At 62.2% G+C, this 12893-nt stretch carries 15 protein-coding genes; all 15 read left to right on the top strand.

Going from position 1 to position 12893, the window contains the following annotated elements:
• Positions 1-390, top strand: a 390-nt coding sequence (locus AAG799_RS19505; protein WP_341898521.1) for an ATP-binding cassette domain-containing protein, incomplete at its 5' end; no start/stop codon positions are given.
• A complete protein-coding gene (locus AAG799_RS19510; RefSeq protein WP_341898523.1) occupies positions 390-743 on the top strand; it encodes a DUF6867 family protein in 354 nt (117 codons plus the stop codon). The genes AAG799_RS19505 and AAG799_RS19510, both read left to right, overlap by 1 nt.
• A gap of 69 nt (positions 744-812) precedes the next feature.
• The gene (locus AAG799_RS19515) at positions 813-1913 is read left to right on the top strand and encodes a branched-chain amino acid ABC transporter substrate-binding protein (protein ID WP_341898524.1); all 1101 of its coding nucleotides are present in this window, start codon (positions 813-815) and stop codon (positions 1911-1913) included.
• A 198-nt stretch (positions 1914-2111) separates the two neighbouring features.
• Entirely contained in the window at positions 2112-2555 is a 444-nt protein-coding gene (gene rpiB, locus AAG799_RS19520) for a ribose 5-phosphate isomerase B (protein ID WP_341898525.1), read from the top strand.
• Positions 2556-2583: 28 nt separating this feature from the next.
• Positions 2584-3891, top strand: coding sequence for a serine hydroxymethyltransferase (gene glyA / locus AAG799_RS19525; protein WP_341898526.1), 1308 nt, complete (start codon positions 2584-2586; stop codon positions 3889-3891).
• 32 nt (positions 3892-3923) lie between these two features.
• Positions 3924-4391, top strand: coding sequence for a transcriptional regulator NrdR (nrdR, locus tag AAG799_RS19530; protein ID WP_341898529.1), 468 nt, complete (start codon positions 3924-3926; stop codon positions 4389-4391).
• Complete coding sequence (gene ribD, locus AAG799_RS19535; RefSeq protein WP_341898530.1) at positions 4384-5502, top strand: bifunctional diaminohydroxyphosphoribosylaminopyrimidine deaminase/5-amino-6-(5-phosphoribosylamino)uracil reductase RibD; 1119 nt, start codon at positions 4384-4386, stop codon at positions 5500-5502. The genes nrdR and ribD overlap by 8 nt, the downstream gene beginning before the upstream one ends.
• Before the next feature lie 10 nt (positions 5503-5512).
• Complete coding sequence (locus tag AAG799_RS19540) at positions 5513-6109, top strand: riboflavin synthase (protein ID WP_341898531.1); 597 nt, start codon at positions 5513-5515, stop codon at positions 6107-6109.
• Positions 6091-7236, top strand: a complete 1146-nt coding sequence (ribB, locus tag AAG799_RS19545) for a 3,4-dihydroxy-2-butanone-4-phosphate synthase (RefSeq protein WP_341898532.1) — start codon at positions 6091-6093, stop codon at positions 7234-7236. The genes AAG799_RS19540 and ribB overlap by 19 nt, the downstream gene beginning before the upstream one ends.
• Positions 7237-7332: 96 nt before the next feature.
• On the top strand, positions 7333-7797 hold the full coding sequence (locus AAG799_RS19550) for a 6,7-dimethyl-8-ribityllumazine synthase (RefSeq protein ID WP_341898533.1): 465 nt from the start codon (positions 7333-7335) through the stop codon (positions 7795-7797).
• The gene (gene nusB / locus AAG799_RS19555) at positions 7794-8288 is read left to right on the top strand and encodes a transcription antitermination factor NusB (protein WP_341898534.1); all 495 of its coding nucleotides are present in this window, start codon (positions 7794-7796) and stop codon (positions 8286-8288) included. The genes AAG799_RS19550 and nusB overlap by 4 nt, the downstream gene beginning before the upstream one ends.
• Positions 8289-8295: 7 nt before the next feature.
• The gene (gene thiL, locus AAG799_RS19560) at positions 8296-9291 is read left to right on the top strand and encodes a thiamine-phosphate kinase (RefSeq protein WP_341898535.1); all 996 of its coding nucleotides are present in this window, start codon (positions 8296-8298) and stop codon (positions 9289-9291) included.
• Positions 9292-9351: 60 nt separating this feature from the next.
• Positions 9352-9822: a hypothetical protein gene (locus tag AAG799_RS19565; RefSeq protein ID WP_341898537.1), complete on the top strand. Its 471-nt coding sequence runs from the start codon at positions 9352-9354 to the stop codon at positions 9820-9822.
• 56 nt (positions 9823-9878) lie between these two features.
• Positions 9879-11042, top strand: coding sequence for an MFS transporter (locus AAG799_RS19570; RefSeq protein WP_341898538.1), 1164 nt, complete (start codon positions 9879-9881; stop codon positions 11040-11042).
• A 187-nt stretch (positions 11043-11229) separates the two neighbouring features.
• Positions 11230-12893: sodium-translocating pyrophosphatase (locus AAG799_RS19575; protein WP_341898540.1), on the top strand; the 1664-nt coding region annotated here is incomplete at its 3' end.

A 12893-nucleotide genomic window follows, 5' to 3' on the forward strand; every position in this document is an offset into this window, starting at 1 on the left:
CATTTCGACAGCGATCTCGAGCGCGTCTACGGCCTGTTCCCGCGCCTGAAGGAACGCAGCGAGCAGCGTGGCGGCACCTTATCGGGCGGCGAGCAGCAGATGCTGGCGATTGCCCGCGCGTTGATGAGCCGGCCGAAACTGTTGCTGCTCGACGAACCCTCGCTCGGTCTCGCGCCGTTGGTGGTGAAGCAGATTTTCTCGATCATCGAGGAGATCAATCGCACAGACGGCGTCACCGTGCTGCTGGTCGAGCAAAATGCCTATCACGCCCTCAAGCTCGCGCATCGCGGTTATGTGCTGGTCAATGGCCGCATCACCATGAGCGGCAGCGGCGCCGAGCTGCTGGCCAACGAGCAGATCCGCGCGGCGTATCTGGAAGGGGGGCACTGATGCTGCAGGCCATCCTGGGCGAGAGTATCTGGGTATTCCTGGGTCTGACTGTGGTGCTGGTCGGCGGCTGCGCCTTCCTGATGGGACAGGCGATTGCCGGAACCTGGCGGTCCTACTGGCAGATCCTGCCTTACAGCCTGATCCTGGCGGCAACGAACCGCTTTCTCGCCTTTGCGTTATTCAAGGAGCAGTTGCTGGCCGTGGTTCCCTATCTGGTTTCGGTTGTTGTGGTCTGGGCCCTGGCCAGTTTCGGGTTCCGGCTCACCCGGGTCGATATGATGGTTCACCAGTATCCATGGCTCTATGAGCGCTCCAGCCTGCTTGGCTGGCGCGATAAACAAGAAACACCTTAGGTTGTTGCCGAGCCCGGCCGGACTGCACTAGACTTTTCATCAGCGTATTCAAAACAGGGAGAAGAAATCATGCGTAAACTTACGACTGGTTTGGCCGTTGTCGCCTCGCTCGGGATGTTTGCCGGCGCCGCCTCGGCCCAGATTAAAGTCGCCCTCAATGGCCCGATCACCGGCCAGCTCGCCAGCTTCGGCGAGCAGATGAAGCGTGGCGCCGAAATGGCGATCGCCGACATCAATGCTGCCGGTGGCGTCAACGGCCAGAAGCTGCAGCTGGTCATCGGTGACGACCAGTGCGACCCGAAGCAGGCGGTGGCGGTTGCCAACCGCGCCGTGCAGGAAAAGGTCGCGGTGGTGTTTGGCCACTTCTGCTCAGGCTCGTCGATCCCGGCCTCGGATGTCTACAAGGAAGAAAACATCCTGCAGATCACCCCGGCCTCGACCAATCCGCGCTACACCGAGCGTGGCTACAAGAACGTGTTCCGCGTCTGCGGCCGTGATGACCAGCAGGGCATCGTTGCCGGCGACTACATCCTTGATAAGTTCAAGGGCAAGAAGATCGCGATCGTGCATGACAAAACCCCGTATGGTCAGGGTCTGGCCGAAGAAACCAAGAAGCGCCTGAATTCCAAGGGCGTGACCGAGACCATGTTTGAAGCCGTCACCGCCGGTGAGAAGGATTACTCGGCGCTGGTTTCGAAGATGAAGCAGGCCGGCATCGATCTGATCTATCTCGGCGGCTACCATCCGGAAGGCGGCCTGATCGTGCGTCAGGCCAAGGAGCAGGGCCTCAATGCCCCGCTGATGGGCGGCGATGCGCTGGTCGACAAGCAGTTCTGGGCGATTTCCGGTCCGGCCGGCGAAGGTTCGCTGATGACCTTCGATGCCGATCCGCGCAAGAACCCGGTTGCCAAGCCGCTGGTCGACAAGTTCAAGGCCCAGGGCTACGACCCGGAAGGCTACACGCTGTATACCTACGCAGCCGTGCAGGTCTGGGTGCAGGCGGCGACCGCAGCCAAGTCGATCAAGACGGCCGATGTCGAGAAGGCGATGCGTGCGGGCAAGTTCAAGACCGTGCTGAACGAGATTTCGTTCGATGCCAAGGGCGACACCACCTCGCCGGCCTACAAGGTCTATGTCTGGAAGAACGGCGCCTATGACTATGTGAACTGATCCCCCCTCCGGGGTTGGTGAGAAGGGCCCGAAGGCAGATGCCGTCGGGCCCTTCTTTTTGACCACATAATTCCCTGTTTGTTCCCTTGTTTTTATGAGCACACTTCAGGGCCTCTGAGCATTTCCCTTGTTGGTAGGGTTGGCACCTGCCACCGGATATTGTAGGGTCCGCCCGTCTTTCCCCGAGGTGCTCCGCCGATGTCCAAGCCCACGGTTGCTCTCGCTGCCGATCACGCTGGTTTTGAGTTGAAAAACCTGCTGCGCGATGAGCTTAAGGCCCAGGGCTATGATGTCCTCGACCTCGGCACCAATTCCTCCGACAGCGTCGATTACCCCGATTTCGGCCGCAAGCTGGCGGAAACCGTCGCCGCCGGAAAGGCCGCCTGCGGCGTTGCCGTCTGCGGCACCGGTATCGGCATCTCGATCGCCGCCAACCGCATCCCCGGCTGCCGTGCCGCCCTGGTGCATGACATCACCAGTGCCCGCCTGTGCCGTGAGCATAACGATGCCAATGTGCTGGCCCTGGGTGCCCGCCTGATCGGAGTCGAGACCGCACGGGACTGCCTCAAGGCCTTCCTCGATACCCCCTTCGCCGGTGGCCGCCATAGCGGCCGCGTCGCCAAGCTTGGCCAGCCGGCCTGACCGAACCAGACGTCCAGGAGTACCGCCCATGTCCAGCACCGCCGCCAAGCCCACCGTCACCCATGCCGGCTTTTTCGAGCGCACGCTCGCCCAGGCCGATCCGGAAATCTTTGCCTCAATCACCAAGGAACTGGATCGCCAGCAGCATCAGATCGAACTGATCGCCTCGGAAAACATCGTCAGCCGCGCCGTGCTGGAAGCGCAGGGCTCGGTGATGACCAACAAGTATGCCGAAGGTTACCCGGGCAAGCGTTACTACAACGGTTGCGAGTTCGTCGATATTGCCGAAACGCTGGCGATCGAACGCGCGAAGACCATCTTCGGCTGCGGCTTCGCCAATGTGCAGCCGCATTCGGGTGCGCAGGCCAATCAGGCCGTGTTCATGGCCGTGCTGAAGCCCGGCGATACCTTCATGGGCCTCGATCTTGCTGCCGGCGGCCATCTCACCCATGGCTCGCCTGCCAACCAGTCGGGCAAATGGTTCAACGTGGTGCCCTATACCGTGCGCCAGGACGATCAGCGTATCGACATGGAGCAGGTTGCCAAGCTGGCTGAACAGCATAAGCCGAAGCTGATCATCGCCGGTGGTTCTGCCTATCCGCGCTTCTGGGACTTCGCCCGCTTCCGCGCGATCGCCGACAGCATCGGCGCGCTGTTCATGGTCGATATGGCGCATTTCGCCGGTCTGGTCGCTGGCGGCGTGCATCCGAGCCCGTTCCCGCACGCTCATATCGCCACCACCACCACGCACAAGACGCTGCGTGGTCCGCGCGGCGGCATGGTGCTGACCAATGACGAAGCGCTGGCCAAGAAGATCAATTCGGCTGTTTTCCCGGGCCTGCAAGGTGGCCCGCTGATGCATGTGATCGCCGGCAAGGCGGTAGCCTTCGGCGAGGCGCTGACGCCGGAATTCCGCTCCTATGCCCAGGCCGTGGTCGACAATGCCAAGGCGATGGCAGCGGCGCTGCAGGAGCGCGGTTACGACCTCGTCTCCGGCGGCACTGACAACCACCTGATGCTGGTCGATCTGCGTTCCAAGGGCCTCAAGGGCAATGTCTGCGTCGAGAGCCTGGAGCGGGCCCGCATCACCACCAACAAGAACGGCGTGCCGTTCGATACCGAGAAGCCGACCGTGACCTCGGGCGTGCGCCTGGGCAGCCCGGCCGGCACCACGCGCGGTTTCGGTGTGGCCGAATTCCGGCAGATCGGCGGCCTAATCGCCGATGTGCTGGATGGCATTGCCAAGCAGACCAACGACAATTCCGACGTGGAACGGGCCGTGGCCGAGAAGGTGGTGGCGCTGTGCAATCGCTTCCCGATCTATCCGCAGCTCTGAGTACATAATCATAAGGCGGGGGAAAACCGACAATGCGTTGTCCGTTCTGCGGCAATGACGACACCCAGGTAAAGGACTCGCGGCCGACCGAGGATAACTCGGCGATCCGCCGCCGGCGCTTCTGTCCCAATTGTGGTGCGCGTTTCACCACGTTCGAGCGTATTCAGCTGCGCGAGTTGACCGTGCTCAAGAAGAACGGCCTCAAGGCGCCGTTTGATCGTGACAAGCTTGCGCGCTCGATCATGATCGCCACGCGCAAGCGGCCGATTGATCCCGAGCGCATCGAGCGCCTGATCAACGGCATCGTGCGTCGCCTGGAAAGTTCGGGCGAGAGCGAGATCAAGTCGGACTCCATCGGTGAACTGGTGATGGATGGCCTGGCCGCGCTCGACAAGGTGGCCTATGTGCGCTTCGCCTCGGTCTATCGCAATTTCCGCGAAGCCAAGGATTTCGAAGAGTTCATCGGCTCGCTGAGCGGCACCGGCAGCGACGATGACTGACAAGGCCGCTGCCGCCCGGGACGAGCGCTACATGCGCATCGCGCTCGGGCTGGCGGCGCGTGGGCTGGGCAATACCTGGCCCAATCCGGCTGTCGGCTGCGTGATCGTCAAGGATGGGCGTATCGTTGGTCGCGGCTGGACCCAGGTCGGAGGACGGCCGCATGCCGAGACCATGGCGCTGCAGCAGGCCGGCGATGCCGCCCGTGGCGCCACGGCCTATGTCACGCTCGAACCCTGCAGCCATCACGGGCGCACGCCGCCCTGTGCCGAGGCCTTGGTCGCAGCAGGCATTGCACGCTGTGTCGCCGCCATGGAAGACCCCGATGCCCGCGTCTCCGGCAAGGGGTTTGAACTGCTGCGCGATGCCGGTATCGACGTGGCCTTGGGCTGTCTTGCGAATGCAGCGGCAGAGGTGAATAACGGTTTCCTGCTCAGCCGCGAACGCAATCGTCCGGCCATCACTCTGAAGCTGGCGGTCAGCCTGGATGGCCGTATCGGCACGCATTCCGGCGACAGCAAGTGGATCACCAGTCCGGTGGCACGCATGCGCGCGCACCTGCTGCGCGCCCAGCATGATGCCGTGATGGTGGGCAGCAACACCGCTCTGCAGGACGATCCCGATCTGACCTGCCGTCTGCCCGGCCTGCCCAAGCGTCCGGCCATTCGCATCATTCTGGATGGACGCCTGCGCCTCAGCCTCACATCCAAGGTGGTGGCCACGGCGAAAACCACACCGACCTGGATCATCACCCGCGACGATGTCGATACGACCCGACGCGAAGCCTTTGCCGATTGCGGGGTCGAGATTATTGCCGTGGAGGCTGATGAAGCCGGTTTTCCTGATCTGCCGCAGGCCTTTGCCCAGCTGGCTGAGCGCGGCCTGACCCGGGTGCTGGTCGAAGGTGGTGGCAAACTGGCCGCCAGCCTGGTCCGGGCAGACCTGGTGGACCGCATGATCTGGTTCCGGGCGCCCAGTGTGATTGGCGGCGACGGATTGCCGGGAATCGCCGCTTTCGGCATCGATACCGTAGCGGAAGCACCGCGCTGGCAGCGGGTCCGGGCCGATATTCTCGGCGACGACCTGCTGGAAACCTTCGTCCGCCCCAACTAAAACTACACCTATGTTCACAGGCATCATCACTGATATCGGCACAGTCGTTGCCCGCGAGACGCGCGGCGACACCCATTTCCGCATCCGCACCAGCTACGATACTGCCAGCATCGCCATTGGCGCATCGATCGCCTGCGCCGGCGTCTGTCTCACTGTCGTGCAGAAGGGCGCCGACTGGTTCGCCGTCGATGTCTCGGCGGAAACCCTGTCGCGCAGCATGCTGGGCGGCTGGAAAGAAGGCTCCGCCATCAATCTGGAACGCAGCCTGAAGGTTGGCGACGAGCTTGGCGGCCATATCGTTTCGGGCCATGTCGATGGTGTGGGCGAGGTGGTTGCGACACGCGTCGAAGGGGAGTCGCTGCGGATTGATTTCCGCGCTCCGACGGCGCTTGCCGGCTATATCGCCGAGAAAGGCTCGGTCACCATCGATGGCGCCTCGCTGACGGTGAACGGCGTCGATGGCGCTGTGTTCGGCGTCAACCTGATCCCGCATACCCAGCAGGTCACCACGCTCGGCAAGCTCAAGGCTGGCGACCGGGTCAACCTGGAAATCGACGTGCTGGCGCGCTACGTGGCGCGACTGCAGCAATGGAGCAAGCCGTCGTGAACAGCATGGACGATATCAAGCGCTACATCGCCTCCGCCGAGGAGATCATTGAAGAGGCCCGCCAGGGCCGCATGGTGATCCTGGTCGATGAGGAAGACCGCGAGAATGAGGGCGACCTCTATATCCCGGCAGAACGTGCCGATGCGGCTGCGATCAATTTCATGGCCAAATACGGTCGCGGCCTGATCTGTCTGACCCTGACCCGGCAGCGTATCGAGCAGCTCGGACTGCCGTTGATGGCGCAGCACAATGCCTCGCGGCATCAGACCGCATTCACGGTTTCCATCGAGGCGCGCGAGGGTGTCACCACTGGCATCTCGGCGGCCGACCGTGCCCAGACCGTGGCGGTGGCGATCGACCCGACGAAAGGTCCGCAGGATATCGCGGTACCGGGGCATATCTTTCCCTTGATGGCCCGCGATGGCGGCACCCTGGTGCGTGCCGGCCATACCGAAGCCGGCGTGGATATCGCGCGCCTGGCCGGGCTCAATCCATCGGGCGTGATCTGCGAGATCATGAATGACGACGGCACCATGGCCCGGCTGCCCGATCTGGTGAGCTTTGCGCAGCTGCACAATCTGAAGATCGGCACTATTGCCGACCTGATCGCCTACCGCCGCCGCCATGACAACCTGATCCAGAAGGTGGTCGAGGGTGAGATCGACAGCGTCTGGGGCGGTAAATTCCGCATGGTAGTGTTCCGCAACCGCGTCGAATATGCCGAACATATCGCCCTTGTGAAGGGCGATGTCGCCGATGGCAAGCCCGTGATGGTGCGCATGCACGCCATGAATGTGCTGGAAGACGTGCTGGGCGACCATGGCGCCCGTTCCGGCGTTTTACACGGTGCCATGCAGATGATCGGCGAGGCGGGACGCGGGGTGGTAGTCCTGATCCGTGAACCCAGGGCCACAGCCTTGTCTGATAACGTACGGCAGAAGCTGGGCGAAGCGGTTGAAAAATCAGCGCATCTCCGGGATTATGGCATCGGGGCACAGATCCTGATCGATCTGGGGGTGAAAGACATGATCGTCTTGTCGAATGTCGAGCGCACTATCGTCGGCCTGGAGGGCTATGGCCTCTCGGTTGTCGAAACCCGTCCGATCAAGGTTCGTAGGGAGAGCTGACACATGGTGGCGCGCAAGGGGAAGCCGGTCGGTAAAAAGCCGGCGGCGAAGAAAAAAGCGGGTAAGACTCAGCGGTTCTCCAGTCATGAGACCCAGATGTCGCGCGATCTCGCGATCGAGATTCGCAAGCCGCGGGTGCTGATCATCGAGGCGCGGTTCTACGAGGATATCGCCGACGCGCTGTTCGAAGGCGCCAAGGCGATCATCGAGGCTTCGGATTTCGATTACGACCGGATCGATGTGCCGGGCGCGCTCGAGATTCCGGCCGCTATCCGTTTCGCCATGAACCGCAAGGGCGAGAAGGCTTATGACGGTTTTGTCGCACTCGGTTGCGTGATCCGGGGCGAGACGGCGCATTTCGATGTGGTCGTGAATGAAAGCGCCCGTGGCCTGCAGCAGCTTGCCATCGACCATCAGCTCTGCATCGGTAACGGCATCATCACGGTTGAGAATGACGCCCAGGCCTGGGATCGTGCCCGTAAGGACCGCCAGGACAAGGGCGGGCAGGCAGCATTGGCAGCCGTTGCCATGATCGGTCTGAAACAGCTGTTCTCGATATGAGTGAAGGTGGGCAGCGCCGGGGAACACGCAACGATCGACCAGCCGGACGCCGGTCGGTCGCGCGGCTGTTTGCGGTGCAGGCCCTCTACGAAATCGAGTTTGGCGGCGGCAATCCCGAAGCGGTGATTGCCGATTTCCGCACCCATCGGCAGTCCGAGGAAATCGAGGGCGTGCAGATGCGCGAGGCGGATGCCGACTGGTTCGCCGAAATCGTGCGCGGCGTCGCCCGCCAGCAGGCCGAGATCGACCGCGTTATCAAGGACGCCATGCCGCGTATCGATGCGCTTGATCGCATGGAAGCAATCCTGCGCTATGCGCTGCGCTGCTCGGCGTATGAAATCATTGCCCGCATCGATGTGCCGGCCACCACGGTGATCGATGAATATCTTGGTATCATCCGCGCCTTTTTCGGCCCGCGTGAAATCAAGCTGGCCAATGGCGTGATCGATGCGGTGGCGCGCAAGCTGCGCCCCGGCGAATTCGCGGCCTGAGGCAGCCATGCCCGGGCAGACGGGCCTCGGCGAGTTTGATCTGATCGCGCGCTATCTCGCGCCCTTGTCGGCTGTTGCTCCGGGCGCTTTCAACCTGACAGATGATGCCGCCGTCATCCCGGTGCCGCCGGGCGACGACCTGGTGGTCACCACCGATGCCATGGTCGAGGGCGTGCATTTCCTTGCCAAGGATGGCCCGGAGCGCATTGCCCGCAAGCTGTTGCGGGTAAACCTGTCCGATCTCGCCGCCAAGGGCGCCAGGCCCATTGGCTATCAGCTGATTCTCGGTATCCCGGCAATACCTGATGAGGACTGGCTGCAGCGTTTTTGCAGCGGGCTGCAACAGGATCAGGCTGCCTTCGATTTCCCGTTATACGGCGGTGATACGGTACGCGTTCCATCCGGGCTGACGCTCGGCGTTACGGCCTTTGGCAGCCTGCCGTCCGGCACAATGCTGCGCCGTTCAACCGCGCAGGCCGGGGACGATCTGTATGTAACCGGCAGTATCGGCGATGCCGCACTCGGGCTTGAAACCAAGCTGAACCACCGGCTGTTTTCGTCTGCGGCCATGATGTTTTTCGATTCCCGGCTGCACCTGCCGACGCCGCGCCTGGCTTTCGGGCAGGGATTGCACGGCGTCGCGCATGCCGCGATGGATGTTTCGGATGGCCTGGTACAGGATGCTGGGCATATCGCAACGGCATCGGGCCTGCAGGCCATCATCACAACGGATGCCGTGCCGGTGTCGTTGGCGACGCGTCAGGCTATACAGGACGATCCGGCGCTGCTGTCGGTCGTGCTCGGCGGCGGTGACGATTACGAACTTTTGTTTACCGCAGCCCCGCAACAGCAGACGGCCCTGGCGGCTTTGTCGCAGTCCACAGGCCTGGCGATCACGCGGATTGGCCGGATGGTGGCGGGGCAGGGCGTGATCCTGCAGGACAAGACCGGCACCCCGGTGATCGTAGAGCATGGCGGATTTCAGCATTTCGGCGGACCATAGGGCCGAAATGGATTACACTGTGCAGGCTTTTTGCCGGGCGGAATCGACGGAGACAGGTGTTTGCGTAAAGTCGGTCTGATCATTCTGGGTCTGGTGGTGCTGCTGTCCCTGGCCGGTGGCGGCGCGGCTGTGTATCTGCTTGTGCTTGCCCCGAAGCCTCATGTTGAATCTGCCGCCGATCCGAACGATCCGCCGCCTGAGGCGCCGGTCAAACGGCCAGCCTTCATTCCGCTGGAACCCTTCAGTGTCTATGTGGTGCCGGAAGGGCAGAAGCCGCGTGAAGTGATGGTGATCCTGCATCTCGAAGTTCCGCCCGACAATGTGCCGATGGTGAACGAGAAGATGCATCTGCTGCGGGATCGCTATATCCGCGAGTTGCTCAAGGGCAAACCGCTCGAGGTGCCGGCGCGCTTCACCGGCAAGGATCTTTATCCGCTGCGTGACAGTCTTCGCGGCCCGACGGAAGAAGTTCTTGGCAAAGGCGTAGTGACGCAGGTTCTGCTTCTGAATATTATTGCCCAGTTGAAATAAGTAGAATCGGTCCGTCTCCCATGACAACGCAGTCACCGGCCGCCGCAAGGCGGAACGTGTTCATTCTTGCCACCTGCATGGCCCTGGCAAATTCCGCCACCACGTTGCAGGTCACGCTTGGCGGCCTGGTCGGCTTCCTGCTGGTTGAGGACAAGGCGCTGGCAACCCTGCCGGTCACCTTCGTGGTCGGTGGCACCGCGCTCGCCACCATTCCGGCCTCAATGTTGATGCGATGGGTGGGCCGGCAGCTGGGCTTCATGATCGGCTGCCTGATCGGTACTAGCGGGTCGCTGATTGCCGCCCTGGGCGTTTATCTCGCACATTTCTGGCTGTTCTGCCTGGGCGCCTTCGTGTTTGGCGCTTCAGTCGCGTTTACCCAGCTCTATCGTTTTGCCGCCGCCGATATCGTGCCGGGCGAAATGAAAAGCCGGGCGATTTCCTGGGTGATGGTCGGCGGCCTGGTCTCGGCCTTTGCTGGTCCGGAAATCGCGAAGCACACGCGCGAAATTCTGTCGCCCTATCTGTTTTTAGGCTCCTATCTGGTTGCCGCGTCATTGCCGGTCTTGGTGCTCGGGATTCTGACCACTATTCGGCTGCCCAAACCCACTGTTGCCGAACTGCGGGAGCCGGGCCGTCCGTTGGCCGAAATCGTGCGCCAGCCAGCCTTTGTCGTGGCCGCCATGGCGGGCATGTTCGGCTATGGCGTGATGAACCTGCTGATGACCGCAACCCCACTGGCGATGCAGATATGCGAGCATCCTTTTTCCGATGCGGCTACCGTGATCCAGTGGCATGTCTTCGGCATGTTCTTTCCCAGCTTCTTCACCGGCAGCCTGATCGCGCGTTTTGGCGCCCTGCGTATTATCGTGGTTGGTGCGATCCTGAACCTGGCCTGCATTGCCGTGGCTCTGCACGGCGTTGCGGTCCTGAATTTCCAGGCCTCCCTGCTGATCCTCGGGGTCGGCTGGAACTTCATGTATATTGGCGGCACGTCATTGTTGACCGAGGTGTATCGGCCGGCGGAACGCAACAAGACACAGGCACTGAACGACTTTCTGGTCTTCGGCACGGTCGCCCTGGCGTCCCTGGGTTCGGGCAAGCTGCTGTATCATTGGGGCTGGGATTTCGTGCCTCTGTCGGCCCTGCCGTTTATCCTGATCGCCGGCCTGGCCGCTGTCTGGCTGATGCTGCAAAAGCGCCGGACCGCCGCGCCAGCATAAGCTTCGGAAAAATCAGCCATATTGCGCCGCAAGCGCATCTCTGGCATAACGACTCGCAGTCCTGCCCCGCGCGAGTCTGGTCGAGTTCGGGGCCAATAATGGTAGCAGTCGCAGTACCCCGCCTGGGCCGCACTGCCCGGTCGGGTCAATCTCGATTAAATAATCTGAGGAACGAAGGGAAACGCTCATGACGGAGTTGTGGTTCGCCATCGCCTGTGGCGTGTTGGCGCTGTTATACGGAATTTGGACGTCGCGTTCGGTGCTGGCTGAGTCTGCCGGCAATGCGCGCATGCAGGAAATCGCTGCGGCCATTCAGGAAGGCGCCTCCGCCTATCTCAATCGCCAGTATCGCACCATCGGCATTGTCGGCATCGTGGTCGCGATCATTCTCGCCTTTACGCTCGGCCTGAAAGTCGCCATCGGCTTCATCATCGGTGCTGTGCTGTCTGGCGCCGCCGGTTACATCGGCATGAACGTATCTGTCCGCGCCAACGTGCGCACGGCAGAAGGTGCGCGCAAGGGCATGGAGCATGCACTCAGCATCGCCTTCAAGTCTGGCGCGGTCACCGGCATGCTGGTGGTCGGCCTCGCGCTGCTGGGCGTGGCCATCTATTACGTCGTGCTGCTCAAGATGGGTGCGCCGATCCGTGAGATGGTCGATGCCCTGGTGGCACTCGGTTTCGGCTCTTCGCTGATCTCGATCTTCGCCCGTCTGGGCGGCGGCATCTTCACCAAGGGTGCCGATGTCGGCGCCGACCTCGTCGGCAAGGTGGAAGCCGGCATCCCGGAAGATGATCCGCGCAACCCGGCGGTGATCGCCGATAACGTGGGCGACAATGTCGGCGATTGCGCCGGCATGGCCGCCGATCTGTTCGAGACCTATGCGGTGACCATCGTCGCCACCATGGTTCTCGCGTCGATCTACTTCGCCACCGATGCCGCGCTGATGGCAAAGGTCATGGCCTATCCGCTGGTGATCGCAGGCGCCTGCATCATCACCTCGGTGATCGGCACTTACTTCGTGCGCCTCGGCAAAAGCCAGAACATCATGGGCGCGCTCTACAAGGGTCTGATTGTCACCGGCATCCTGTCGGCGATCGCGCTGTGGCCGATCACCGACTACATGCTGGGCATGAAGACTGTCATGACCGCGGGTTCCTCAACCTTTACAGGCATGAGCCTGTTCTGGTGTGGCATCATCGGTCTGCTGGTGACGGCTGCCATCGTCTGGGCAACTGAATATTATACCAGCACGGAGTTCCGTCCGGTGCGCAGCGTGGCGCAGGCCTCGACCACCGGTCACGGCACCAACGTCATCCAGGGCCTTGCGATTTCGATGGAGGCTACGGCTGCGCCGGCGCTGTTCATCGTCATCGGCATCATCGCCACTCACATGCTGGCAGGCCTGTTCGGCATTGCCATCGCTGTGACGACCATGCTGGCTCTGGCCGGTATGGTCGTGGCGCTCGATGCCTATGGCCCGGTCACCGACAATGCCGGCGGCATTGCCGAAATGTCGGATCTGCCGAAGGATGTGCGCAAGACCACCGACGCGCTCGATGCGGTCGGCAACACCACCAAGGCCGTGACCAAGGGCTATGCCATCGGTTCGGCCGGCTTCGGTTCGCTGGTGCTGTTTGCCTGCTACACCGAAGATCTGAAGTACTTCTTCAAGGGCGTTACGATCGATTTCTCCCTGAGCAACCCGTATGTCGTGGTTGGCCTGCTGATCGGCGGTTTGCTGCCGTATCTGTTCGGCGCCATGGGCATGACGGCGGTCGGCCGCGCGGCCGGTTCGGTCGTCGTGGAAGTGCGGCGTCAGTTCAAGGAGATCCCGGGCATCATGGAAGG

It is taken from the genome of Ferrovibrio terrae (assembly GCF_943371255.1).
Classification (GTDB): Bacteria; Pseudomonadota; Alphaproteobacteria; order Ferrovibrionales; family Ferrovibrionaceae; genus Ferrovibrio; species Ferrovibrio terrae_B.